Source organism: Pseudomonas sp. BF-R-26 (assembly GCF_019947395.1).
GTDB lineage: Bacteria > Pseudomonadota > Gammaproteobacteria > Pseudomonadales > Pseudomonadaceae > Aquipseudomonas > Aquipseudomonas farris.
In genome coordinates this window covers 73,548-99,928 of the sequence record NZ_JAGYGK010000004.1, presented here as the reverse complement: position 1 = coordinate 99,928, position 26,381 = coordinate 73,548, and the positions used below count along the sequence as shown (strand labels likewise).

Sequence of the window (26,381 nt, the reverse complement as noted above, 5' to 3'; positions counted from 1 at the left end):
CGCTGGTCATAGTGCTCAGGCCTGATGGAGGCTGATGAGCGAAAGACCATGAGCGATAGAATCCCCGTCCGAACCGTTGAAACGTTCGAGCCTTTGCGTCCAAAGATAAAGGCCAAATCCAGCGACAACCTGATCCACACTCGCAGCTTCACGGGTTTGTTCCGCACCCTGCGCATGAGTGGCGCGGGGGTTCTGTTTCTGCTGTTCTTCGGCACGGTGTGGCTGAACTGGGGTGGCCGCCAAGCGGTGCTCTGGGACCTTTCCGAAAGCAAATTCCACATCTTCGGCGCAACCTTCTGGCCACAGGATTTCATTCTGCTTTCGGCGCTGCTGATCATTGCCGCGTTCGGCCTGTTTGCGATCACCGTGTTCGCAGGCCGGGTCTGGTGCGGTTACACCTGCCCGCAGAGTTCCTGGACCTGGATCTTCATGTGGTGCGAGAAGCTCACCGAAGGCGAGCGCAACCAGCGGATCAAGTTGCAAGCCGCACCCTGGGGCCTGAACAAACTGATCCGCCGCTCGGCCAAACACACCCTGTGGCTGGCGATCAGCCTGCTCACCGGCCTGACGTTTGTCGGCTACTTCACGCCGATCCGCCCCCTGGCTGAAGAACTGCTGACTTTGCAAATCGGCGGTGTCAGCCTGTTCTGGGTGCTGTTCTTCACCGGGGCCACTTACATCAATGCCGGTTGGCTGCGCGAAGCGGTGTGCATGCACATGTGCCCGTATGCGCGGTTCCAGAGCGTGATGTTCGACAAGGACACCCTGACCATTTCCTATGACGTGGCCCGCGGCGAAAACCGTGGCCCGCGCAAACGTGACGCCAAACCCACCGAGGTCGGGCTGGGGGATTGCATTGATTGCCAATTGTGCGTGCAGGTCTGCCCAACCGGCATCGATATTCGCGACGGTTTGCAGATGGAATGCATCGGTTGCGCCGCGTGCATCGACGCCTGTGATTCGATCATGGACAAAATGGGTTATGCCCGTGGGTTGATCAGCTACACCTCAGAGCATGAGTTGCAGGGTGGCAAGACCCACCTGCTGCGCCCGCGCTTGATCGGCTACAGCGCGGTGCTGCTGGTGATGATCGGCGCCCTCGCCCTGGCGCTGGTGGAACGGCCGATGGTGTCGCTGGACGTGAGCAAGGACCGTGGCCTGTTCCGCGAGAACAGTGAAGGCCAGATCGAAAACATCTACAGCCTGAAGGTCATCAACAAGACCCAGCAACGTCAGGATTATCAATTGACACTGGTCGATGGCGACGGCTTCCAGTTGCAAGGCAAGACCGAACTGAGCCTGGCCCCCGGTGAGATCGTCGACGTACCGGTGTCGGTGGCGATGACCACGGATCGTCCGAGCAGCAGCTCGCAGACCATCAGTTTCAAAATTGTCGACAGCGATGAGCCGGAGATCTACAGCGTGGCCAAGAGCCGCTTTGTTGCGCCGATGAACCGTTGAGCCTTTAAGATGCAAAGCCAAAGATCGCAGCCTTCGGCAGCTCCTACAGGTGTACGCCGATCCATTGTAGGAGCTGCCGAAGGCTGCGATCTTGGCGACCTGACTGCCACCCCTTTTTTCAATGAATGACACCACCCGGGCACTCGATGAAACGCTACGAAAAATTCGCCGACGACATCGCTGAACTGATCCGCTCCGGCGTCCTCGGTCCCGGCCAGCGGGTGCCATCGGTGCGCTACGCCAGTCAGACCTACGGCGTCAGCCCGTCCACTGTGTTCCAGGCCTATTACCTGCTCGAACGCCGGGGCTTGATCCGCGCCCGGCCGCGTTCCGGCTACTTCGTCAATGCGCATGCACCGAGCCCGTTCTCGGAGCCGGTGATCAGTAGCCAGGTCAACGAGTCCACCAAAGTCGACGTCAGCGAACTGGTGTTCTCGGTGCTGGACTCGATCAAGGATCCGAACACTGTGCCCTTCGGTTCGGCGTTCCCCAGCCCCACGCTGTTCCCGCTGCAACGCCTGTCCCGCTCGCTGGCCAGTGCCGCCCGCGAGATGGACCCGCGCATGGTGGTCACCGACATGTCGCCGGGTAACCCGCAACTGCGTCGACAAATAGCCTTGCGCTACATGGTCGGCGGGCTGATGTTGCCCATGGAAGAGTTGCTGATCACCAACGGCGCCCTCGAAGCCCTGAACCTGTGCCTGCAAGCGGTCACCGAACCCGGCGATCTGGTGGCCATCGAAGCCCCGGCGTTCTACGCCAGCCTGCAAGTGCTGGAACGGCTGAAGCTCAAAGCAGTGGAAATTCCCGTCCACCCACGAGACGGCATCGACCTCGGCGTTCTCGCCCAGACCCTGGAACGGCATCCGATCAAGGCTTGCTGGTGCATGACCAGTTTCCAGAACCCCATGGGCGCGACCATGCCCGAAGCGAAGAAGCAGGAGCTGGTGGAGCTGTTGCGCAGCCATCAGGTACCGCTGATCGAAGACGACGTCTACGCCGAGCTCTATTACGGCCAACAGGCGCCAAAACCGGCCAAGGCTTTCGATACCGAAGGGTTGGTGATGCATTGCGGTTCGTTCGCCAAGAGCCTGGCCCCCGGTTACCGCATCGGCTGGGTCGCCGCTGGGCGGTATGCGCAGAAAATCGAACGCCTGAAGCTGATGACCTCGCTCTGCGCCTCGATGCCCGCCCAAGCCGCCATCGCCGATTACCTGCAACACGGCGGCTACGACCGGCACCTGCGCAAACTGCGTTACGCCCTGGAAGAACAGCAAAGCGCCATGCTCGCCGCCATCGCCCGCTACTTCCCGGCGCAGACGCGCGTCAGTCAGCCGGCAGGGGGCTACTTTTTGTGGCTGGAACTGCCGCCGCAGATGGATTCGTTAAAGTTGTTTCAGATGGCATTGGCGCAAGGGATCAGCATTGCGCCGGGGCCGATCTTTTCACCGACCCAGCGGTTCAGGAATTGTATTCGGCTGAATTATGGGAGCCCTTGGACTGAAGATTCTGAGAAGGCGATGGAGACGTTGGGGCGGATTGTGCGGTCGTTCTGAGGATTTGATGTCGTTTGGGGCATCGCCATCGCGGGCAAGCCCGCTCCCACAAGGTGCAATGTTGAGAACACGATTGTGTTTACACCGCAGCACACTGTGGGAGCGGGCTTGCCCGCGAAGGGGCCGGCCGGAACAACGAAAATCTCGAAAGTTAACGCCCACCACCAAGATCAACAAACGTCCCCGTCGCATAAGAAGCCTTATCCGACAACAACCACACAATCGCCTCCGCCACTTCATCCGGCCGCCCACCCCGAGCCATCGGGATCGCCGACTCCAGCTTGCTGACCCGATCCGGATCGCCGCTCAATGCATGGAAATCGGTGTAGATGTAACCCGGTCGCACGGCGTTGACCCGAATCCCCTCGCCCGCCACTTCCTTCGACAGGCCGATGGTGAAGGTGTCCAGCGCGCCTTTGGATGCTGCGTAGTCGACATATTCGCTGGGGGCGCCCAAGCGGGCTGCGACCGACGACACGTTGACGATGCTGCCACCCTGCCCGCCATGTTTGGGCGACATGCGCAGGATCGCGTGTTTGGCGCAGAGGATCGGCGCCAGAACGTTGGTCTTGAGGATTTTCAGAATACGGAACTCGGACATTTCGTCGATCCGCGACTTGCGCCCGACAGTGCCGGCGTTGTTCACCAGCGCCGTGACCCGACCGAGTTCGGTGTCTACGCGGTGGAACAGGCCAATCACCTCGTCTTCGATGCTGACATCGGCGCGCACGGCAATGGCCTGGGCGCCGAGTGCGCGGACTTGTTCCAGCACACTGTGCGCCGCCTGTTCGTCGGATTGATAGTTGATACAGATCCGATAGCCCTGCTCTGCGGCCAACAGGGCCGTGGCGGCGCCAATTCCGCGGCTGCCGCCGGTGATGACGATGACTTTGTCCATGCTGGCATTTCCCCCGTTACAAGCGTAAGCAGTCGGGGCCAAGAATAACCGCCATTGCGCGGTTTTGCATGAACCTGCGTCAACTCTAATGACACAAACCTGTGGCGAGGGGGCTTGCCCCCGTTGGGCAGCGAAGCGGCCCCCCTTCGATTTTCCATTATCACCGAGTTGCCTGAATTTACGACTGCTTCGCAGCCGAACGGGGGCAAGCCCCCTCGCCACAGGAGTCCATCAGCCAGTAGCCAATTGCTCCCCACGATGAATATCGGCCATGAAGCGATCAGCAGGCAGCGGGTGCCCCAGCAGGTAACCCTGCAACGAGTCGCAGCCCAATTGGGTCAGGAAGTCTTGCTGGACACCGGTTTCCACCCCTTCGGCGACGATCCGCAAGCCAAGCGCCTGGCCGAGGGCGACGATGGCCGAGACGATGGCTGCGTCATCACTGTCGTGCTCCAGATCGCGGACGAATCCCCGATCAATCTTCAACTCATTGGCTGGCAGGCGTTTGAGGTACATCAAGCTCGAATAGCCGGTGCCAAAGTCATCGATGGACAGGTCGACGCCCATTTCCGAGAGTTCCTGCAGCACCGTCATGCTCGCATCGGCGTCGCTCATGGCGGTGGTTTCGGTGATTTCCAGGGTCAGGCTGTTGGCCGGCAAATGATGAGTGGCCAAGGCCTTGGCGACGCTCTGGACCAACCCGGCGTGGCAGAACTGCAAGGCTGAGAGGTTCACCGCGATGCGCCAGTCGGTGTAACCGAGCAGATACCACTCGCGCATCTGACGGCAGGCTTCGTTGAGCACCCACTCGCCGATTGGAATGATCAGCCCGGTCTTTTCCGCAAGATCGATGAAGCTGTCCGGCTGCAGCATGCCTTGAGTCGGATGCATCCAGCGCAGCAACGCCTCGGCGCCCACCGCTCGGCCATTGCCGGCGTCGAACTTGGGTTGGTAATAGAGACTGAACTGCTGCTGATCGACGGCATTGCGCAGGTCTTGCAGCAATTGCAGCTGTTTGCGCGCGTTGCTGTTCATCGAGGCGTCGAAGAAGCGGTGGCCGTTTTTCCCGGCGCCCTTGGCGTGGTACATCGCGGCATCGGCGTTCATCAGCAACTCCTCGGCGGTGTGACCGTTGCCCGGATAGAGCGAGATACCGACGCTGGCGGAAATCTGCAAGTCATGTTCCGCGACCCGGAACGAGCGCCCGATCAGCCCCACCTGTCGCGCCGCCAGGTTCAGCGCGTCATTCGGCTCGGTGAGTTGCACCAGCAGCACAAACTCATCGCCGCCGATCCGCGCCAGCGTGTCCTGACTGCGCAAATCCTCGCGCAGGCGCAGGCCGACTTCACGCAGCAACTGGTCGCCCATGTGGTGCCCAAAAGCATCGTTGACCGGTTTGAAGCCGTCCAGATCAATGAACATCAACGCAAAACAGCCACCCTGCTCCTGCACCCTCGACATCGCCTGATCGATACGATCGGCCAACAGCACTCGGTTCGGCAGCCCGGTCAGGGTGTCGTGCAGCGCCAGTTGGGTGAGTTCGCGATTGGCCTCGGTCAGTGATTGGGCGAGCTCCGCGGTGCGAGCCTCTAGCCGCGCATCGAGGATCGAGGTCAGCAAGGCAATGCTCAACACCGCCAAGGTGGTGATCAGAACAAGATTATCCAGGCCCTTGCCGTTCAGGCCATCGACCGCCGCGCCACAGAAACTGCCGTCGACAAAACGCGCCGCGGCCATGCCGGTGTAGTGCATGCCGACGATGGCGATGCCCATGATCACCGCTGCACCGCCGCGAATCAGGCGAACATATGGCGCGTGCTGGCGCAGGCGGAACGCGATCCATAACGCCGCGCCCGACGCGCCAACGGCAATCAGCAGCGACGCGCTAAACAATGCGGGGTCGTAATCGATGCCCGGCTGCATGCGCATGGCGGCCATGCCGGTGTAATGCATCGCGCTGATGCCTGCGCCCATGATCAGCGCACCGAACACCAGTTGCCAGGCCGGCAATTGTGGCTGGCTGACCAGCCACAGGGCAAAGCCGCAAGACAGGACCGCGATCAAGAGGGACAGCGCCGTGAGAGTAACGTCGTAGCCCAGATCGATCGGCAATGTGAAGGCGAGCATGCCGATGAAATGCATCGACCACACGCCAATCCCCATCGCAAAAGCGCCGCCCGCCGTCCACAGATGCACCGCCCGACCCTTGGCCGTGGCGATGCGACCGGTGAGGTCGAGCGCGGTATAAGAGGCAAGTATCGCCACACAGAGCGATATGAAAACCAGGGTAAAGGAATAGCTACCGATGAGCATGGGACTTCTCGCGACCGCCCCCGCATCCATTCTCGGGGAGCAAAGTCGGCGATTGTACTGATTCCGCGGATGAACGCACTCACAAAGTCATCAAAAGGCCATCAAGGTGATGAAACGTTTGTGCAATCGCTGCACTGTGGCGAGGGGGCTGGCCCTAATGCCGGTAAGTCAAGGCGCATAACTTGTGGGAGCGTGGCTTGCCCGCGAAGAACGATGACGCGTACTACCTGAAAAACCGCGGCGCATTCTTCGCGGGCAAGCCACGCTCCCACAGGATCTTCGTCGCTCAAATTTCTGGGCTTACCGGCATTAGGCCCCCTCACCACAGGGGTTGCGCTATTCCTTGTCGCTCACCTGAAGCTGCCCGTCCCACCCGCCGCCCAATGCGGCAATCAATTGCACGCTGGCGATCAAGCGGCTCTGCAGCAAAGTCAGCACGTTACGCTCGTTGCTCAACGCCGTGGCCTGAACCACCACCACATCCAGATAAGCAATCACCCCGGCCTTGTACTGATTCTGGGTCAACCGCAGGGATTCGCGCGCTGCATCCAGAGCTTCCTGGCGCACCTTGGCTTCGTCTTCCAGCACCTTGAGCTGCACCAGATAGTTTTCCACTTCACGGAAGCCGTCGAGCACGGTCTGGCGGTACTTGGCGACGGTCTCGTCATAGGCCGCTTCGCTGCGATCGACTTCCGCCGAGCGCTGCCCACCGTCGAACAGGGTCATGGCCAGTTGAGGGCCGACCGACCAGAAGCGGTTCGGCACGCTGATCCAGTTGTTAGAGGTGCTGCTGCTATAACCGCCGTTCAGGCTCAGGGTCAGGTCCGGGTAGTAGGCAGCTTTGGCCACGCCGATGTTGGCGTTGGCGGCCATCACCGAGCGCTCGGCGGAGGCGATGTCCGGGCGCCGTTCCAGCAATTGCGAAGGCAGGCTCAGCGGCACCTGCGGCAATGCCGGGATGTCCTTGGTTTCAGCCAGGCTGAACTCCGCTGGCGGCAGACCTATCAGTACGGCAATGGCGTTCTCGAACTGCGCGCGCTGCCAGATCAGGTCGACCATCTCCGCCTGGGTGCTTTTGAGCTGCGTGGTGGCCTGGGCCACCGCGTCCTTGCCGGAGACACCGGCGCGGTACTGGTTTTCGGTCATGGTCAGCGAGCGCTGATAAGCCTCGACCGTCGCTTCCAGCAGGCGTTTCTGTTCGTCGATCACCCGCAATTGCAGATAGTTCTGCACCAGCTCCGATTGCTGGCTCAGGCGCATCGCCGCCAGATCGGCAAAACTCGCCTCGGCGTTGGCGGTGTCGGCTTCCAGGCCTCGGCGCAATTTGCCCCAGACGTCCGCTTCCCAACTGACCCCGGCCTGCGCGGTGTACGTGTCGCGAATACCGCTGGAGGAACTGCTCAGGCTCGAACTGCTGCTACCGGTGCCCTGGCTGGAACGGGTTTTCCCGACCGTCAGGTCCACCGTCGGGAAAAACGCCCCCCGGGCACTGCGCACCAAGGCCTGGGCCTGTCGGTACTGGGCTTCGGACTGGGCGACGGTCTGGTTGGCGCTGTTGAGTTTTTCGATCAGCCCATTGAGCTGCCGATCGCCATACAGCTCCCACCAGGCACCACGCGCCAGAGAGTCGCTGGGGTTGGCCTGACGCCAGCCAGCCGCTTCCTTGTACTGTGCCGGCGCGGCGGCTTGCGGGCGCTGGTAATCCGGGCCGATGGCGCAGGCACTGAGCATCGCCACGCACAGCGACAGGCTCAGCAAACGCGAGCCTCGGGCCGTGATCAGCGGTGCAACCAGGTTGATAAGCGAACGGTCAGTCATAGCGGAGTTTCCAGAGCAGCATCGGTACGCACCCCACGCCAGTGGTTGAAGCGATGGCGCAGTTTGTCGAGATAGAGGTAAACCACCGGGGTGGTGTAAAGGGTCAGCACCTGGCTGAAGACCAGCCCGCCGATGATGGTCAGGCCCAGCGGCTGACGCATTTCCGCCCCTTCGGCACGACTCAGCAACAACGGCAAGGCGCCGAGGATTGCCGCCAGAGTGGTCATCAGAATCGGTCGCAGCCGTTGCAGACAAGCACTACGGATCGACTCCAGCGGCTCCAGGCCCTGGTGCCGTTCCAGTTGCAGCGCCAGGTCGATCATCAGAATCGCGTTTTTCTTCACCACGCCGATCAGCAGGAACAGCCCGAGCAAGGAGATCAGGCTGAACTCGCCGCCCAGCACATAAATCGACAGCAACGCTCCGACTCCGGCCGACGGCAAGGTCGAAAGAATCGTCAGCGGGTGGATGTAGCTTTCATACAGCACGCCCAACACCAGATACACCGCCACCAGCGCGCCGAGAATCATCCACGGCTGGCTCTTCTGGGTAGCGGCGAACGCATCGGCGGTACCGGCCATTTTCGCGATCACGTCTTCCGGCAGACCGACCTTGGCAATCGCCCGCTCGATGGCCGCCGAGCCCTGCTCCACCGTCACGCCTTCGGCCATGTCGAAAGCGATGCTTTCCGAAGCGAACTGGCCTTCGTGGCTGACCCGGTCGTCTTCCAGGCTGTTTTCATAGTGAGCGATGGTCGACAGCGGAATCCGCGCACCGTCGGCGGTGATCACCTGCACTTGCTTGAGCGTGATCGGGTCCTGCGCGTATTTCGGGTTGACCTCCATCACCACCTGATACTGGTTGAGGCTGTCGTAGATCGTCGAAATCTGCCGCTGGCTGTAGGCGTTGTTCAGCACCGCGGTGACCATGTCCATGTCCACGCCCAGACGCTTGGCCTGATCGCGATCGACGATCAGGGTCACTTGCTGGGCGCCACGGCCTTCACGTGCGTCAATCGCCGTCAACTCCGGCAGCGCCTTGAGGGCGGTGACGACTTTCGGATACCACTCGCGCAATGCGCCGAGATCGCCGCTTTGCAGGATGTAGGAATATTGCGAAGTGGTCTGTTCGCGGCCGCCGCCGAATTGCAGATCCTGATCCGCCATCAGCATCAATTGCGCACCGGGCACCTTGGGCATTTCCTTGCGCAGGCGTTCGATGACTTTCTGCGCGGACAGGTTGCGTTCCTTGATCGGCTTGAGCCGCACCAGCATGAAGGCATTGTTGGTGCCGTTGTTGCCACCGATGAACCCGGCGACGCTTTGCACCGCCTCGTCCTTGAGCACGGCGCGGCGGAAGATTTCCATCTTCGGCTGCATCACGCTGAACGACAGGCCATCGTCGCCGCGCACGAAACCGATCAACTGGCCGGTGTCCTGCTGAGGTAAAAATGTTTTAGGAACAACAATATACAACGCTATGTTCACACCAATCGTCACGAGCAGGCTGAGCAAGGTCAGCCGACGGTGACGTAGCACCCAGTCGAGGCTGCTGGCGTATTTGCCGACCATCCACTCGTTGGTCCGCTGGCTCCAGCGTTGCAGGCGGTTTTCCTGCCCCGGCGTGTGCGGCTTGAGCCAGCGGGCGCAGAGCATCGGCGTCAGCGTCAGCGACACCAGCAACGACACCACGATGGCCGCCGCCAGGGTGATGGAAAACTCGCGGAACAGGCTTTCGATGATCCCGCCCATGAACAGGATCGACAGGAACACCGCCACCAGCGAGACGTTCATCGACAGCAGCGTGAAGCCGACTTCCTCGGCCCCGAGGTACGCGGCCTTCATCGGCGGCACGCCCTTGTCGATGTGCCGGGAAATGTTCTCCAGCACCACGATGGCGTCGTCCACCACCAGCCCGGTGGCCAGGATCAGTGCCATCAGCGACAGGTTGTTCAGGGAGAACCCGTAGAGGTACATCACCGCAAACGTGCCCACCAGCGACACCGGCACCGCCAGGGTTGGAATCAGTGAGGCACGGAAATTACCGAGGAACAGGAACACCACCAGAATCACCAGCGCCACGGCAATCAGCAGGGTCATTTCCGCTTCGTGCAGAGTGGCCTTGATCACCGGCGAACGGTCCATCGCCAGGTTCAGTTTGACGCTGGCCGGCAGCACGGCCTGCAACGCCGGCAGTTGCGCCTTGATCTCGTTAACCGTCTCGATGATGTTGGCACCGGCCTGGCGGTTGATCACCAGCAACACCGCCGCGTCGTCGTTGAAGAACCCGCTGTTGTAGCGGTCCTCGACGCCGTCACTGACCTTGGCCACATCCTTCAGGCGCAGGGCCGCGCCGTCCGCGTAGTGAATGATCAGCGACTCGTAATCCTTGGCTTTTTCCAGTTGATCGTTGGCTTGAACCTGCCACAGCCGCTGGCCATCTTCGACCGAGCCCTTGGGCCGGCGCACGTTGGCGTTGGCGATAGTGTTGCGCACGTCGTCCAGCGCCACGCCGTACTGGTTGAGCGCCTGGGGCTCGAGTTCGATGCGCACCGCCGGCAACGAACTGCCGCCGATCTGCACTTCGCCCACGCCCTGCACCTGCGACAGGCTCTGGGACAAAATGGTCGAGGCCAAGTCATAGAGCTGGCCTTTTTCCAGCACATCCGAGGTCAGCGACAGCACCATGATCGGCGCCTGGGACGGGTTGACCTTCTTGTAGGTGGGCATGCTGCGCATGCCGCTCGGCAGCAAATTGCGCGAGGCGTTGATTGCCGCCTGCACTTCCCGCGCCGCGCCGTTGATGTCGCGGTCCAGGTCGAACTGCAAAATCACCCGGGTCGAGCCCTGGCTGGAACGGCTACTCATGGTGTTGACCCCGGCGATGGCGCCGAAGGAACGCTCAAGCGGCGTGGCCACGGTCGAGGCCATGACCTCAGGGCTCGCACCGGGCAAGCTGGCCTGAACCACGATCACCGGGAAATCCATCTGCGGCAGCGGCGATACCGGCAACAGGCCGAAGCTCACGCCGCCCAGCAATATGATCGCCAGGCTCAACAACATCGTTGCGACCGGGCGCTTGATGAAAGGTCCGGACAGGTTCATGGCTGTTCTACCGGTTCCACAGACTCGGACTTACGGCCCCAGCGCCGCCCGAGGCGGTCGAAGTACAAGTAGATGACGGGCGTGGTAAACAGCGTCAGCACCTGACTCACCAGCAAGCCACCGACCATCACCAGACCCAAAGGCTGGCGCAGTTCCGCGCCGGAACCGGTGGCCAGCATCAGCGGCACCGCGCCGAACAACGCCGCCAGGGTGGTCATCAGAATCGGCCGGAAGCGCAGCAGCGCGGCCTGATAGATCGCGGTTTGCGGATCCATGCCTTGGTTACGTTCCGCCTCGAGGGCGAAGTCGATCATCATGATCGCGTTCTTTTTCACGATACCGATCAGCAGGATGATGCCGATGATCGCGATCATCCCCAGGTCATTGCCGCTCAACAGCAAAGCCAACAAGGCGCCGACCGCCGCCGAGGGCAAGGTCGAGAGAATGGTGATCGGGTGAATGTAACTCTCGTAGAGCACGCCGAGTACGATGTACATGGTCACTACCGCCGCCAGAATCAGCAGCAAGGTGCTCGACAGCGACGCCTGGAACGCTTCGGCCGCGCCCTGGAACTGGGTCTGCACGCCAATCGGCATGCCGATGTCTTTCTGCACCTGATCGATGATCTCCACCGCATGCCCCAGTGCCACGCCGGGCGCCAGATTGAAGGACATCATTACCGCGGGGAACTGGCCGATGTGGGTGATCGCCAGTTGTGCCTGACGCTCCTCGACATGCGCCAGGCTGGACAGGCGCACCTGACCGCCATCGGTGGTTTTGACGTGAATCTGGTTCAGCGCATCCGGGCCGATCTTCTCGCCGGACTGCGACTGCAGCACCACGCGGTATTGGCTGGCCTGGGTGTAAATGGTGGAAATCTGTCGCTGACCGAAGGCGTCGTACAGCGCGTCGGTGATGTTCGACACCGATACACCGACCCGCGACGCCGCATCACGATCGATCACCAGATACACCTGCAAGCCCTTGTCCTGCAAATCGCTGGCGACGTCGGTCAACTCCGGCCGTTGCGCCAACGCTTCCACCAGACGCCCGCTCCACAGGCTGAGCAACTCGGAATCCGGCGACGACATGCTGAACTGGTACTGCGTGCGGCTGACCCGATCTTCGATGGTCAGGTCCTGCACCGGCTGCATGAACAGGCGAATGCCAATCAGCTTGTCCAGCTCCGGTTGCAGGCGCGCAATCACTTCGGTGGCGCTCAGCTCGCGATTGCTGTGGGATTTGAGGTTGATCAGCAGCCGGCCGCTGTTCAGCGTCGAGTTGTCACCGTCGACCCCGATATAGGACGACAGGCTCTCGACCGCCGTATCGGCGAGGATCACCTTGGCCAGTTCCTGCTGCCGCTCGCTCATCGCCGCAAAGGAAATCGACTGCGGTGCCTCGGAAATACCCTGGATCACCCCGGTGTCCTGCACCGGGAAGAAGCCCTTGGGCACCACCATGTACAGGAACACCGTCAGCGCCAGCGTGCCTATAGCCACCATCAAGGTCAGCGGTTGGTGCTTGAGAACCCACTTTAACTTGCGTCCGTAAGCCGCGATCATCCAATCAATTGCGGCGCCACTGGAGCGGTAAAACCGACCCTGTTCTGCTTCCTTGGGCTCACGCTTGAGCAGCCGCGCGCACATCATTGGCGTCAGGGTCAGGGAGACGACAAGGGAAATCAGGATCGCCACCGCCAGGGTTATTGCAAACTCGCGGAACAAGCGCCCCACCACGTCGGCCATGAACAGCAGCGGAATCAACACCGCGATCAGCGACAGCGTCAGGGAAATCAGGGTGAAGCCAATCTGCTTGGCGCCCTTGAGCGCCGCTTGCAACGGGCTGTCACCCTCTTCGATAAATCGGGAAATGTTCTCCAGCATGACGATCGCATCGTCCACCACGAAACCGGTGGCGATGGTCAGCGCCATCAGGGTCAGGTTGTTGACCGAAAACCCTGCGAGGTACATCACGCCGAAGGTGCCGATCAACGACAGCGGCACGGCTACCGACGGAATGATCGTGGCGCTGGCCCGCCGCAGGAACAGGAACGTGACCATCACCACCAGCGCGATGGCGATCAGCAGTTCGTGTTGCACGTCGGTGACCGAGGCGCGGATGGTCTGGGTGCGGTCGGTGAGTACCGTGACGTCGAGGCCGGCCGGCAGGTTATCGGTGATGCTCGGCAGCAAGGCCTTGATCCGGTCGACCACTTCAATGACGTTGGCACCGGGCTGGCGCTGGATGTTCAGCAGCACCGCCTGATTTTCATTGGCCCACGCCGCCAGACGTTCGTTCTCGGCTCCATCGACAATTTCTGCCACATCCTTGAGCCGCAACGGCGCGCCATTAGCGTAGGCGAGGATCAGATTGGCGTAGTCCTTGGGTGACGTCAGTTGGTCGTTGGCGTCGAGCATCGACACCCGGGTCGGGCCGTCAAAGTTGCCCTTGGGCTGATTGACGTTGGAGGCGCCGATCAAGGTGCGCACGTCTGACAGGTTCAGGCCATTGGCCGCCAGGGCCTCGGGGTTGACCTTGATGCGCACTGCCTGACGCTGACCGCCGGCAATGCTGACCATGCCGACGCCGCTGATCTGGGCGATTTTCTGCGCCATGCGCGTGTCGACCAGATCGTTGAGCTTGGGCAACAGCATGGTCTTGGAGGTGATGGCCAGGGTCAGCACCGGGGTGTCCGCCGGGTTGACCTTGTTGTACACCGGCGGTGCCGGCAGATCCTTGGGAAGCAAATTGGTCGCGGCGTTGATCGCGGCCTGCACCTGCTGCTCGGCGACGTCCATGTTGATGTCTAGGCTGAAACGCAGGGTCAGCACCGAAGCGCCGCCAGAACTGGTGGACGCCATCTGGGTCAGGCCGGGCATCTGCCCGAACTGACGCTCCAGCGGCGCGGTCACGGCGCTGGTCATGACATCCGGGCTGGCGCCGGGATAGAGCGTCATGACGCGAATGGTCGGGTAGTCGACCTGGGGTAATGCAGACACCGGCAGCAGTCGATAAGCGATCACGCCGGCCAGAATAATCGCCAGCATGCTCAGGGTCGTGGCGACCGGGCGAAGGATGAACAGCCGCGAGATGTTCATGCGCCGCCCTTTTTCGCCTTGTCGGTGACCGTCGCCTCAGGTGCAGTGGCGGCCGACTTGCCTTGCAGGTGTTCGGTCGGGGTGGTCGGTACATCCTTGCTGTCGTTGACGACCTCTACTTCGCTGCCTTCTTTCAGGCGGTCGGTGCCTTCCAGTACCACTCGATCGCCAGCGGCCAGGCCTTCGGTGACCACGGTGTTGTCACCGTCACTGGCGCCGACTTTCAACTGGCGGATGGTGACCTTTTTGTCGCCGTCCATCGCATAGACGAATGTGCCGTTGGTGCCGAACTGGATCGCCGCCGAAGGTGCAAGCACCACGCCTTTGAGGGTGTCGGCCAGCAGGTGGACGTTGACGAACTGATTAGGGAACAGTGCTTGATCGCGGTTCTCGTAGCGAGCCTTGAATTTCAGGGTGCCGGTGGTGACATCGATCTGGTTGTCCAGGCTCTGCAATACGCCCGTGGCCTGCAATTTGGTATCGCCACGGTCCCAGGCTTCAGCGGGCAGCTTGGCGCCGGTGCGATAGCGGGCCAGCACGGTGTCCAGACTGTTTTCCGGCAAGGTAAAGGCCACGCTGATCGGTTGGGTCTGGGTGATGATCACCAGCGCCGTGGTGTCGTTGGCCGCCACAAGGTTACCGACGTCCAGCTGACGCAGGCCCACGCGCCCGGCAATCGGGGCGCGAATTTTGGTGAATTCCAGGTTGAGCTTGGCGTCATTGACCGCCGCCTGATTGGTCTTGACCGTACCCAGGTACTGGCCGACCAGCGCTTCGGCGGTGTCCAGGGTTTGCTTGGCGATACTGTCTTCGCGGTACAGGCCGCGATAGCGCTCGACATCGACCTGGGCGTTTTTCAGTTGTGCCTGATTCTGCAGCAAGGTGCCTTCGGCCTGGAGCAAGGCATTCTGGTAAGGACGCGGGTCGATCTCGGCCAGCAGGTCGCCCGCCTTGACCATTTGCCCTTCTTCGAACGAAATCTTGATCAACTCACCGCCAACGCGACTGCGCACGTTAATGGTGTTCAGCGCGGTCACGGTGCCCAGCGCCTTGTAATACAGAGGGAAATCGCCTTTGACCGCCGGCGCCACGCGCACCGGAACCGGCCCGCTCGCCCCGCCGAACCCCGGACGCATTCCCCCCGACCGGCCTGTATGCCCGGCAACAGCTTTCTGCCCTGCGCCCTCCTTCGGGCTGCTACCTGCGGGCCAGAACTTCCAGCACAGGCCAGCGATGACCAACAGGACAAGCAGGCCGAACAGCCAGCGACGAGGATTGCGGGAAGCGGAGGATTGCATGGAATGATCAACCATTGGGCGCGTGAGCTTCTTTCTACGGGAGGCTGAACGATAAGCACTGGCGGGTATTAAGCAAAGCGCCTTTACCGGCAATTTACCTTTGGCTTACGTAACAGGAGGTTTGGCTAAGACACTGAAGCACAAATGAAAACGGCCTGGACAGGGCCAGGCCGTTAACAATTGTAAACTTCGCTTACTTCAGAACGGCGAGCGCTGCGTCGTAGTTCGGCTCTTCAGCGATTTCCTTGACCAGTTCGCTGTGCAGGACCTTGTCGTTTTCGTCCAGAACCACGACAGCACGGGCGGTCAGGCCTTTGAGCGGGCCATCGGCAATCGCCACGCCGTAGTTCTCGATGAACTCGGCACCGCGCAGGGTCGACAGGTTCTGGACGTTTTCCAGGCCTTCGGCGCCGCAGAAACGAGCCTGGGCGAACGGCAGGTCAGCGGAGATGCACAGCACCACGGTGTTGGCGATGTCATTGGCCTGGGCGTTGAACTTGCGCACGGAGGTAGCGCAGGTCGGGGTGTCAATACTTGGGAAGATGTTCAGCACTTTGCGCTTGCCGGCGAAGCTCGCCAGGGTCACGTCGGACAGATTGCCGGCAACCAGGGAAAAGGCTGGCGCCTGGGAACCGGCTTGTGGCAGTTGGCCGTTGACTTGAACCGGGTTGCCTTTAAGAGTGACTTGAGCCATGAACGGAGTCCTTCTGAACGTTGATGTGGAGAATTTTGACGAGGCCGAAGTTAACCACGAAATCGCCTGACGACCTATGGTCAGATACAAATTGTGATATGTCGTCGCACAAAACTGGATACAGGCGTTTCAACAAAACTTACTAACACTGCATAAGCTTGTGGGAGCGAGGCGGTTTTCCATTGGCCGCGTTGTCGATTTGGCCCGTCGCTATTCGACTAGGCAGTGAGTCACTCAAATCCAGCGGAGACAAGACCATGCGATTCATGATCATTGTTAAAGCCAGCCCGGATTCCGAGGCCGGCGTGATGCCCAGCGAAGAACTGATGACCGCGATGGGCAATTTCAACGAGGAACTGGCCAAGGCCGGCATCCTTATCGATTGCGATGGCCTGCAGCCCAGTAGCAAAGGCGCCCGTGTGCGTTTCTCGGGTGACCAGCGCACGGTGATCGATGGACCGTTCGCCGCAACCAAGGAGCTGATCGCCGGCTATTGGCTGTGGCAGGTGAAGTCGAAAGAGGAAGCGATCGAGTGGGTCAAGCGCTGCCCTAACCCGATGCCGGGTACAGAGGCCGAGATCGAGATTCGACAAGTGTACGAGGCCGAAGACTTCGGTGCCGAGTTCACACCGCAGTTGCGCGAGCAGGAAGAACGAGTGCGGGCGCAGGCGAAGAAGCACTGAAACTCACTTGATACGCCTGAAGGACCGCTTTTCGCGAGCAGGCCCGTTCCCACATTTGATCTCTGGTGTTCGCAAATAGTGTGCTCACAGCAGATCCAGTGTGGGAGCGAGCCTGCTCGCGATGAGGCCTCAGGCCCGCCGCATTACTTGGACTTGAGTTTCAGATACGACTGATGCAGGTCCGACGCCCAGCCATCGATCACGTTTTTCACGTCATTGGGCTTCATCACCTGATCTGAGTTTTCCAGCGGTTTGCCAATGCCCTTGCGCACCACTTGGGCCACGACTTTGTTGTTGCCGCCATCGAGAAGCACCGCTTCGGTGGCCAGATTGGTTTCCTGATCGCGAATGCCGCTGGCTGTGCTGACTGCCGCCGCCACCAGGGCGATCGGAATCACTTCATAAGGCTGGAGGCCTTCGGTCTTGCTGGTGACAGAGGTGATCGCCGCACGCACCACCATAACGCCAGGGCCGGGCCCGGAAGCCAATGGCAGGGATCTACCTATTTCGCGTTTAAGTGCTTGATCGTAGTAGCTGGTGATGCCGTTCAGTGTGGTCTGAGGGATTTTCACTGTCGGTTGCGGTTTGGGATAGAACTGAGTCGGTTCGATATAGACACTGGTGAATTTGTTGATATCGAGCTTGGGGTCCATCCAGCGCATCACCACGGCGCCCGATGGCGACTTGGCTTCCTTCAACTGACTGTAGTCCTTGAGAAAACCGGAGTACTGGTCTGGCTCGACGACTTTGCTGGAGCAACCCACCACCCCGATAGAGGCGATGCACAGTGTGCTCATCATTAACGCAAGCTTCATGCTGTAACTCCTGTCAGAAGGCCGGGCAACAATATTGCATAGGGGAATTACAGGTATAGCCAATGCCCGGCGCTTTGTTATCAAAAAACACAATATTCATCTATTGCTGCAGCACATCGTTGATATCAAAGGCCACTTCGCGGGCAAGCCTCGCTCCTACAGGGTTTGATTTGTTTGCAGGAAATGCATACAACCCGGACCTGTAGGAGCGAGGCTTACCCGCGAAGACATCAGCTCAAACAACACCAGACTTCATCTGGAAAAGCCTGGTCAATCACCACGAAGATCCGCTTTTCGCTGCCAATTCCCGTCGACTGTTCGCGCGCATCGCCTTGATCAACGACACCGTGCCCACCAGGATGATCACCGCGGCGAACAGGAAGTCGATGCTGTACAGCTGGAAGTCGTTCAACGGCCCCACCAGAAACACCCGGATCGCACCAATACTCACCAGCGTCGCGAGAAAATCGATGCCCGGCTCATCGCGATAAAACACATGCAGCAGCGGCAGGCACATCACCAGCAACAACAGCAGCACAATCACCTTGAACGAGCCCTTGCGCTCGACGCTGAACGCGCATTCGTTGGTGCTGTAGGGCTTGTAGTCTTCCTCGCGAATCAACGAGTTTTTCTCGTTGATGTACTCCACACGGTTGTACTTCTGGATCGGCGTAAAGGTGTTCGACATTTCCATGCCAGTGGTGATGTGCCTGAACTTCAGGTCAATGCGCTCATTGCCCTTGAGGATGTAGAGCACCGGTTTATAGCCGTAGCGATAGGTGTCGAACGGAAAGTCCGTCGACCGCCCCTGGACCCCGATGGGTCTGGACTCAAGTTCCGCGTAGGCACTTTTGTTGGTTGAAGACAGGTTGCGGCTCAGGGGCTTGATCTTGACCTGTTCCATGAAAATCGGCGCAATGCCGTAGGACCACTGCATGGGTTCCATGCGCAGCCGCAGTTCGTTGCGGCCCAGGTCATAGCGATCAAAGGTGCGCTCGGAGACGATCACCGCGCCCGAGAGCATGAACTCGCCGTGAACGTTGTTGGTGATGTGCAGCGACAGTCGGTCCTTGCCCGAATCGGTGGCATCGCTGGCCGGCGGCGTGCCGCACCAGGCGTAGCTGCTGAACGTCTCCCCGAGCTGGCCGTTACGGTTCTCTTTGAACACATAAAAGTAACTGCCCCACAGCGCCGCCATCAGCAGCAACGCGAAAAGCCCTAAAATCTTCTTGCCCACGCTCAAACCAGACTCCTTTCTTTGCTGACTCCTTATGAGACGCGAACTCTATCAAAATGCCATCATTGGCCCAAGCAAAAATACCCAGACAAGAGAGATCCCTGTGGCGAGGGGGCTTGCCCCCGTTGGGCTGCGAAGCAGCCCCAAAATCTCTGATATACCAAAGATCTTGTGAGTGCTACGCACTCAAACGGGGGCAAGCCCCCTCGCCACATACCCGCTCCCACAGGGATTGCGGTGTATCGAACTCTGCGGCTCGTTCTTGATGTGGCGACTATGCACCGGCAGCGCAGCACGTTACAGATTCAGCTACACACTAAAAAACCGTATCAGAGCGCGACCTTTGGCCTCAGGCCCGCATCGCATCTGATCCGCATAAACTCGGTTTTTCTGAGTCTGTTTTGTTTGCGGCGGGGTTTCTACAGTTCAAGGCATGCCAGACCGAGTGGCCTGGCAAGACTTTGCAACCGTGGAAGAACTGACCATGAGCACAGCAACAATCGGACAGGCCTATAACTACAAGGTCGTTCGCCAATTCGTCGTGGCAACCATCGTCTGGGGTGTCGTCGGGATGGCGATGGGGGTATGGATCGCCTCGCAACTGGTATGGCCCGAGATGAACCTCGACCTGCCGTGGACCACCTTCGGCCGCCTGCGTCCGCTGCACACCAGCCTGGTGATTTTCGGCTTTGCCGGCAGCGCGCAATTCGCCGCCAGTTACTACGCGGTGCAACGCACCTGCCAGGTTCGGCTGTACTCCGACAAGCTCGCCGCCTTCACCTTCTGGGGCTGGCAATCGGTGATCGTGGTCATGCTGATCACCCTGCCGCTGGGCTACACCACCACCAAGGAATACGCCGAGATCGAATTCTCCGGCGCGGTGTGGATGACGGTGGTCTGGGTCGCTTACGCGATCGTGTTCTTCACCACCGTGGTGCAACGCAAGACCAAACACATCTACGTCGGCAACTGGTTTTTCGGTGCGTTCATCGTGGTGATCGCCATGTTGCACGTGGTCAATCACCTGTCGATTCCGGTGGACTGGTTCAAGTCGTATCCGGTGTATTCCGGGGCCACCGACGCCATGGTCCAGTGGTGGTATGGGCACAACGCCGTAGGCTTTTTCCTCACCACCGGTTTCCTCGGGATGATGTATTACTTCGTGCCGAAACAAGTCGGGCGGCCGGTGTATTCCTATCGTTTGTCGATCGTGCATTTCTGGGCGCTGATCACCCTGTACATCTGGGCCGGCCCGCACCATTTACACTACACCGCGCTGCCGGACTGGGCTCAGTCGCTGGGCATGGCGATGTCGCTGATTCTGCTGGCGCCGAGCTGGGGCGGGATGATCAACGGGATGATGACGTTGTCGGGCGCCTGGCATAAGTTGCGCACCGACCCGATCCTGCGCTTTCTGGTGCTGTCACTGGCCTTCTACGGTATGTCGACGTTTGAAGGGCCGATGATGGCGATAAAAACGGTCAACGCCCTCTCCCACTACACCGACTGGACCATCGGCCACGTTCACGCCGGGGCTCTGGGCTGGGTGGCGATGATCACCTTCGGCGCCATCTACCACATGGTCCCGAAAGTCTTCGGCCGCCCGCAGATGCATAGCATCGGCCTGATCAACGCGCACTTCTGGCTGGCGACTATCGGCACCGTGCTGTACATCGCCTCGATGTGGGTCAACGGCATCACCCAAGGCTTGATGTGGCGTGCGATCAACGATGACGGCACGCTGACCTACTCCTTCGTTGAAGCCTTGCAGGCCAGTCATCCGGGGTTTGTGGTGCGCTTTGTCGGTGGGGTGTTCTTCCTCAGCGGCATGTTGCTGATGGCCTACAACACCTGGCGCACGGTGCGTGTGGCGGACGTGAAAATGGCCGAACTTGAAGCGCAGATTGCCTGAGGCAAGGAGCCGGACATGATCGAGATGGGGTTGAATCTATTGGGTGTTTTGGGGCTTTGGTTAGCGGTCGAGTACTGCCTGAAACACCAGACGGCCGAGAGCCTGGACGATGCCAGCCTGATTCCGTTTGCAGATGACCCCGAAGTGGCGCGGCGGGTGGAGTTGGCGACGGGCAAGAAGGTGAACGCTGTAGCACCGGAAGAAGTGAAGCCGGGTTGGGGCAACCTCGAAATTTAATGCAGCACCATGATCGTTCCCACGCTCTGCGTGGGAACGATCATGCTCAGAGAATTCAGCCGCGCTCGCGGGGAATCAGGCTCTGCAGCTGCTGCGCCAGGAAATTCGCATCGAAGGCAAAGGTGTCCGGGTCTTTCAAGCCATTGGTCTTGCGCCACTGCCAACTGCTGGAGGGCGGCAGGCACACCAGCGAAATGCTGCCATAACGCGCGGCGGTCAAGCCCATCACTGCGAGGGAAATCTGCCCACCCGCGCCCATCACGTCCGGCACAAACTCCACCGGTTTACCGGCGATCACAATGGACAGTTTCTCGGTCTTGAATGTCGACGTCTCGAGCGGCACGCTCGGCCCGGACGCGACATACGCCTCACGGCTCACTTCCAGCAGATTCGGCGTCAGGACCGGTGCAAGCCACTGCTGGATCTGATCGAACAACTCACCAATGCGCGTCGCCCACACGGCCGATTGCGACTCAAACAGTTGCTTCTTGTGCGCTTCGCTATCTGCATAGTGGCGAAGCATCTCGCCCAGTTGCTGTACATCGTCCATTGCGGTGTTCCTTTGGTTGAAGCGTTGCTGCGGACTTTGAGCATGGCAGATGCGCGCCACAGGCGTACGACTAAAAGCGTGAACGGTATTGGCGAGGGGTCATGCCCAGGTGTTTGCGAAAGGCACTGCCCATATGCGACTGATGGGCGAAACCGGCATCCAGAGCGATACAGGCCAAAGACAGATCAGTACGCTCGATCATCCTTCGTGCCGCCTGAAGACGCATTTCAATGAGGTAAGCGTGGGGTGTCAGGCCGACAGCCTGGGTGAAATCGCGCAGAAAGCGCAGCTCGTTTTGCCCATAGGTGGCGGCCAGTTGTTCCAGCGTCAGAGGTTGCTGGAACTGCTCGGCGATCTGCTCCATGACGCGGGCGAAGGCCCGGGGCGCGGCTCGCTGCGTGGTATCGGCTTTCGAATTCGCTACGCCAACCAGGGCCACGGCACATTGCTCAAGCGCCAGCAAATCGGGTTGCGTGGCAAGCAACTGACGCCGTACTTCTTGCGCCAGGGCCAGCGCCCGTCGATTGCCGCAAGACTGCAGGCGATGGGCGACGGAGGGTAACTGTTCACTGGCAAACTGCTCGTCCAGCCGCATCAGCAGATACTCACCACCAGTGGCTGATTCGGAAAACACCTCTACGCCGATCGGCGTGTAAGCCAATACACCCGCAAAGGTATCAAAATCTGTCCGTCGGTCAGAATCGATCGCATGCACGCCTTGCTGACGTTCCAGCGTCACCCCGAGAGTTTGCGACTGTACCGGATCGCGCGCGCTGTACGCCGCACGAGGCAAGAGTTGCAGACAGATTTTGCCCCCCGGAAGGCCCTGGCTCAGCACACTGGGCATGTGAAATTTCCTGATAGATCGCCATGAAGACCCACGGGATACTCTCGAATAAAGACCGCTCTCGCAAGGGTCTGTCATTGACAGGAGCACGACATGCGCACCATCGGCCTTATCGGCGGCATGAGCTGGGAGTCCAGCGCCGAGTATTACCGTCTCATCAACCAGCAGGTACGCGATCGCCTCGGGCCGTTGCGCTCGGCGAAACTGTTGATGTACAGCGTCGACTTCGGCCCTGTCGAACAGGCCCAGCATGCCGGGCGCTGGGACGATGCAGCGGCGATTCTGGTGGATGCGGCCCAGCGTCTGCAGGCGGGTGGCGCCGAGTGCGTGGTGCTGTGTACCAACACCATGCACAAGGTGGCCGGGAAGATTCAGGCAGCGATCGATATTCCGTTCTTGCACATTGCCGATCCGGCCGGTCAAGCGGCACTGGACGCCGGTGCGATGCGGGTGGGTTTGCTGGGGACTGCGTTCACCATGGAGCAGGACTTTCTCAAGGAGCGTCTGACGGCCAAAGGCCTGACGGTGCTAGTGCCGGAGGCCGAGGAGCGCCAGGCCGTGCACCGGATCATCTATGACGAGTTGTGCGTCGGGGTGATCAGCGAAGCCTCACGCCAGGCCTATCAACGGGTGATCGAATCGCTGACCGAGCGTGGCGCCCAAGCGATCATCCTCGGCTGTACCGAAATCGGCCTGCTGATCAAACCCGAGCACAGCGCCCTGCCCTTGCTCGACACCACCGAACTGCATGCGCAGGCGGCGGTGGCGTTCGCGTTGGGTGACTGACTCGCGCAGAACCTGTAGGAGCGAGGCTTGCCCGCGAAGAATGCACTGCGGTTTTTCAGGTATTACGCGTCATCGTTCTTCGCGGGCAAGCCTCGCTCCTACAGGACTTTCGTCGCTCCCATTTCTTCACTTACTGGCGCGACGCAGGCGCGCCATGCTCAGGGTATCGACCAGCCGGCCGTCACGCACGGCGTAATCGCGAAACAGGCCTTCGGTCTCGAAACCGAATTTCTGGTACAGACCGATGGCCGCTTCGTTGTCGGCGTACACCGAGAGTTCGACCCGTTGCAGGTTCATCCAGTTGTCGGCGACGTCCAGCGCTGCTGCCAGCAGTTTCGAGCCGACGCCCTTGCCCTGCCAAGCCACGGCGACGCCCATGCCGAGGCTGCCGGCGTGGCTGCGGCGGATCCGCGAAAACTGCTCAAGGCCAATATTGCCGATGACCGATCCCTGGTGCAGCGCCACCAGTTTCACCGCCCGCTCGTTGTCCGCCATCAGGCGTTGGCGCCAGACCTCGGTGGATTGAAACGGCATTTGCAGCACCTGTCGGGCCACGGCCGGGTCGTTGTAGAGCGCGGTGATGCCCTCGATGTGGGATTCGTTGAAGCGTTCGAGGTGAATGGCGGGGTCGTGGTCAGGCATGGCGGTGTTCGTCCTTGATCGGTGTGTGGCCGATCACTCTAAACCGCACGCCCTCTGCGTGGCGATAACAATTGAAGGTGTATACACCTGTGGCGAGGGGGCTTGCCCCCGTTCGGCTGCGTAGCAGTCGTAAACCCGGCAAATGCGATTTATCAGATACAACCGGGTTGAATGATTTTGGGGCTGCTGCGCAGCCCAACGGGGGCAAGCCCCCTCGCCACAAATGAGCGGGGTCAGTCATTGCGGCCCCATCATCAGACGTTCACACAAGCGCAATACAGTAACGCAGATTGATTTCCCGCCCCTTCAATCTGTGAGCCGAATACGTAATGTTGCCTGTTGCCGAGATGGAAGCTGCCTTGAAAAACGGGATTGCAAAGGTCCCTGATCGTTACGCTGGCAGAAATGAAGTGGGGGCTTACTGCCCCACTAACGATGTTGAGATCAACGTTCGATTTCTAACGCCAGCTGACATCCCCTCGGTGCTTGAACTTGAGCAAAGGAAGTGGGAAAGCGATCAGCGCGCCGAGGCCTCCATGCTGGCGTCACGGATCGCCTCTTTCCCTGCATTGAGTATCGGCGCTTTTTGCACTCGCACGGGGACTGCGCTGGCGTCGTTGTTCATGAAACCTACCCGGCACGACACCATACGCAAGTGCCCGACATGGGCAGACTGTGCAAGAAAACAGAACGGCGATGAATCAGCAAAAACCGGCGTGCTGTTTGGCATCAGCCTGAGTAGTGTTGATCCGAAAGCGGCGCAAGCGATTTTCGAGTTCTTTTGGCCCCATGCGCTGAAGGCAGGATGGTCAGACGTCTATCTTGGCTCACCGGTCCCGGGTCTTCGTAGTTGGATCTCGCAGAATCCTGATATTCCGGTAGCGCAGTATGTGCGAGGTGAACGCAAGGGCCTGCCGCTGGATCCGCAACTGCGGTATTACTTCAAAAAAGGCTTTCGCAAGATCGTCGCCATCAACGACAACTATTTCCCGCATGAGCCTTCGCTGGATGTCGGCGTGCTGATCGTAGGTAAAGTGCCACTCTCCGGCCTTTCCTTTATATGGAAGAGAGTTCCGCTGCCTTGGCTGCAGCGTATGAAAAAACTGTTCTTCGTGTGCTTGTGAACGCTTCCCTGACAGCAGAAAGCGCAGCACGTCCCCTCGCGCGCGACAGACGTTTTTGGCGGCTGCTGACCTGCGCTGCGGCGTCCATGATGGGAGACCAGTTCACCCTCGTCGCCTTTCCTCTGCTGGTCATGGCGATAACGCCAGACCCGATGGCGCTCGGCTGGGCTTTTGCCGCGCTTGCATTGCCGCGCGCCTTGTTCCTGTTGGCTGGCGGCTCGCTGGTCGACCGTTTTGGCGCCCGCTCGGTGTGGATGTTCGGCTGCTGTTCAAGTGCAATGGCGCTATGCGGCTTGTCCTGGGCGGTTTTTCAAGGCCATGCCACGTTGCCCGTGATCTATGGATGCGCCGCATTGTTAGGACTGTTCAGCGCGCTCACTTTACCGGCGGGCAGTGCGCTGGTGCCGGGCATCGTGAGCCCGCGCGATCTGGAGCAGGCCAACGGCGTTTTACTTGCGCTGAGACAGGTGACCATGGCACTAGGCCCGGTCGCCGCCGGTGCGCTAATCGCCAGCGCTCTTTCGCCCTCCGGTGTGCGGTCAGACGCAAACGGCGCACTGGATGGCTATGCCATCGCATTTGCGCTCGATGCGCTGACCTTTGCCGTGTCCGCGCTAGGGCTGTGCACTCTGCGTATCCGCAGAGCGACTTCCCCTGATTCCGGCCCCATGGCCTCGGCAGAAGGCCTGCGCTATTTCTTTCAGAATCGGCAGCTGCGCACGTATCTGCTCTACTTGGCGGCCATGACGCTGTTCATGACCGGACCGGTACAGATCGCCGTGCCGCTACTGGTTCACATACGTTTCACGCCCGAGGCGCAAGCCCTGGGCTGGCTATTCGGTGCCCAAGGCGCGGGGACCTTGCTCGGCATGCTGATGTTCACTGCCCACCCGAAACTGCGGATTATCAATTCAGGCACCACCCTGCTCGCAGTGGATGCCGTCATCGCCTTGCTGCTGATGCCGCTGGGATGGGTATACGCCCTCTGGCAAGGCGTGGCACTGCTGTTCGCCATTGGTATCTTCGGCGGCTTTGTACAGGTCATGGCGTACACCTGGCTGCAGCGAGCATTACCGCCTGCATTGCTCGGTCGCGGCATGAGCCTGTTCATGCTGGTGTTTGCCGGACTTGCGCCGATCTCGGCAGCGATTTCAGGCTGGGTTTTGCAATTCGTATCCATCGAAGCCGTGTTCGTAGCATCCGGTGTGCTGCTATTGACGACGGTGGTGTTTTTTTACGTTGGCTCGGGCCTTGGGAGGCTGTCGGATGTTTAAGCGAATAGAGCCTTTGAACAGTGCCACGAGG

At 60.2% G+C, this 26,381-nt stretch carries 20 protein-coding genes; 8 read left to right on the top strand and 12 right to left on the bottom strand.

Translation table 11 applies throughout. From position 1 onward, the window contains the following. Positions 1 to 48 precede the first annotated feature (48 nt). On the top strand, positions 49 to 1,461 hold the full coding sequence (ccoG, locus tag KGB18_RS06500) for a cytochrome c oxidase accessory protein CcoG (protein WP_223569557.1): 1,413 nt from the start codon (positions 49 to 51) through the stop codon (positions 1,459 to 1,461). A 146-nt stretch (positions 1,462 to 1,607) separates the two neighbouring features. Continuing rightward, positions 1,608 to 3,017: a GntR family transcriptional regulator MpaR gene (mapR, locus tag KGB18_RS06495; RefSeq protein WP_201060330.1), complete on the top strand. Its 1,410-nt coding sequence runs from the start codon at positions 1,608 to 1,610 to the stop codon at positions 3,015 to 3,017. Positions 3,018 to 3,168: 151 nt separating this feature from the next. Here the strand turns inward: mapR and KGB18_RS06490 are convergent, their stop codons facing one another. From KGB18_RS06490 to tpx, 7 genes are all read right to left on the bottom strand, one after another. Then, entirely contained in the window at positions 3,169 to 3,915 is a 747-nt protein-coding gene (locus tag KGB18_RS06490; RefSeq protein WP_123722954.1) for an SDR family oxidoreductase, read from the bottom strand. Positions 3,916 to 4,146: 231 nt separating this feature from the next. Further along, the gene (locus KGB18_RS06485) at positions 4,147 to 6,228 is read right to left on the bottom strand and encodes a putative bifunctional diguanylate cyclase/phosphodiesterase (RefSeq protein WP_223569556.1); all 2,082 of its coding nucleotides are present in this window, start codon (positions 6,226 to 6,228) and stop codon (positions 4,147 to 4,149) included. A gap of 336 nt (positions 6,229 to 6,564) precedes the next feature. Beyond that, a complete protein-coding gene (locus KGB18_RS06480; RefSeq protein ID WP_223569555.1) occupies positions 6,565 to 8,046 on the bottom strand; it encodes an efflux transporter outer membrane subunit in 1,482 nt (493 codons plus the stop codon). Next, positions 8,043 to 11,150, bottom strand: a complete 3,108-nt coding sequence (locus KGB18_RS06475) for an efflux RND transporter permease subunit (RefSeq protein ID WP_123722957.1) — start codon at positions 11,148 to 11,150, stop codon at positions 8,043 to 8,045. Before KGB18_RS06475 ends, KGB18_RS06480 begins: the two co-directional genes overlap by 4 nt. Continuing rightward, positions 11,147 to 14,251 (bottom strand): MdtB/MuxB family multidrug efflux RND transporter permease subunit, encoded by a 3,105-nt coding sequence (locus tag KGB18_RS06470; protein WP_223569554.1) that lies wholly within the window; start codon positions 14,249 to 14,251, stop codon positions 11,147 to 11,149. Before KGB18_RS06470 ends, KGB18_RS06475 begins: the two co-directional genes overlap by 4 nt. Next, positions 14,248 to 15,564: an MdtA/MuxA family multidrug efflux RND transporter periplasmic adaptor subunit gene (locus KGB18_RS06465; RefSeq protein WP_223569553.1), complete on the bottom strand. Its 1,317-nt coding sequence runs from the start codon at positions 15,562 to 15,564 to the stop codon at positions 14,248 to 14,250. The genes KGB18_RS06470 and KGB18_RS06465 overlap by 4 nt, the downstream gene beginning before the upstream one ends. A gap of 178 nt (positions 15,565 to 15,742) precedes the next feature. Continuing rightward, positions 15,743 to 16,243, bottom strand: a complete 501-nt coding sequence (gene tpx, locus KGB18_RS06460; RefSeq protein WP_048397645.1) for a thiol peroxidase — start codon at positions 16,241 to 16,243, stop codon at positions 15,743 to 15,745. Positions 16,244 to 16,500: 257 nt separating this feature from the next. Here tpx and KGB18_RS06455 point away from each other — a divergent pair, with 257 nt between their 5' ends. Beyond that, entirely contained in the window at positions 16,501 to 16,926 is a 426-nt protein-coding gene (locus KGB18_RS06455; protein ID WP_201060324.1) for a YciI family protein, read from the top strand. Positions 16,927 to 17,069: 143 nt separating this feature from the next. On the opposite strand, the gene KGB18_RS06450 is transcribed toward KGB18_RS06455, so the two are convergent. Both KGB18_RS06450 and KGB18_RS06445 read right to left on the bottom strand, forming a co-directional pair. Next, complete coding sequence (locus tag KGB18_RS06450; protein WP_223569552.1) at positions 17,070 to 17,741, bottom strand: DUF3313 domain-containing protein; 672 nt, start codon at positions 17,739 to 17,741, stop codon at positions 17,070 to 17,072. 274 nt (positions 17,742 to 18,015) lie between these two features. Further along, positions 18,016 to 18,984: a hypothetical protein gene (locus tag KGB18_RS06445; RefSeq protein ID WP_123722962.1), complete on the bottom strand. Its 969-nt coding sequence runs from the start codon at positions 18,982 to 18,984 to the stop codon at positions 18,016 to 18,018. Between the two features lie 478 nt (positions 18,985 to 19,462). Here KGB18_RS06445 and ccoN point away from each other — a divergent pair, with 478 nt between their 5' ends. Continuing rightward, positions 19,463 to 20,890, top strand: coding sequence for a cytochrome-c oxidase, cbb3-type subunit I (ccoN, locus tag KGB18_RS06440; RefSeq protein ID WP_123722964.1), 1,428 nt, complete (start codon positions 19,463 to 19,465; stop codon positions 20,888 to 20,890). Between the two features lie 15 nt (positions 20,891 to 20,905). Continuing rightward, on the top strand, positions 20,906 to 21,127 hold the full coding sequence (locus tag KGB18_RS06435; RefSeq protein ID WP_050681889.1) for a hypothetical protein: 222 nt from the start codon (positions 20,906 to 20,908) through the stop codon (positions 21,125 to 21,127). Between the two features lie 55 nt (positions 21,128 to 21,182). Here the strand turns inward: KGB18_RS06435 and KGB18_RS06430 are convergent, their stop codons facing one another. Next, positions 21,183 to 21,677, bottom strand: coding sequence for a hypothetical protein (locus KGB18_RS06430; RefSeq protein WP_123359653.1), 495 nt, complete (start codon positions 21,675 to 21,677; stop codon positions 21,183 to 21,185). Positions 21,678 to 21,747: 70 nt separating this feature from the next. After that, positions 21,748 to 22,524 (bottom strand): helix-turn-helix domain-containing protein, encoded by a 777-nt coding sequence (locus tag KGB18_RS06425; protein WP_223569551.1) that lies wholly within the window; start codon positions 22,522 to 22,524, stop codon positions 21,748 to 21,750. Between the two features lie 93 nt (positions 22,525 to 22,617). Here KGB18_RS06425 and KGB18_RS06420 point away from each other — a divergent pair, with 93 nt between their 5' ends. After that, positions 22,618 to 23,310, top strand: coding sequence for an aspartate/glutamate racemase family protein (locus KGB18_RS06420; protein ID WP_201060321.1), 693 nt, complete (start codon positions 22,618 to 22,620; stop codon positions 23,308 to 23,310). Positions 23,311 to 23,436: 126 nt separating this feature from the next. On the opposite strand, the gene KGB18_RS06415 is transcribed toward KGB18_RS06420, so the two are convergent. Further along, on the bottom strand, positions 23,437 to 23,952 hold the full coding sequence (locus KGB18_RS06415; protein WP_201060320.1) for a GNAT family N-acetyltransferase: 516 nt from the start codon (positions 23,950 to 23,952) through the stop codon (positions 23,437 to 23,439). A gap of 329 nt (positions 23,953 to 24,281) precedes the next feature. Between KGB18_RS06415 and KGB18_RS06410 the strand changes: the two genes are divergently transcribed. Then, on the top strand, positions 24,282 to 25,076 hold the full coding sequence (locus tag KGB18_RS06410; RefSeq protein ID WP_223569550.1) for a hypothetical protein: 795 nt from the start codon (positions 24,282 to 24,284) through the stop codon (positions 25,074 to 25,076). Beyond that, entirely contained in the window at positions 25,013 to 26,350 is a 1,338-nt protein-coding gene (locus KGB18_RS06405) for an MFS transporter (RefSeq protein ID WP_223569549.1), read from the top strand. Before KGB18_RS06410 ends, KGB18_RS06405 begins: the two co-directional genes overlap by 64 nt. Positions 26,351 to 26,381 lie beyond the last annotated feature (31 nt).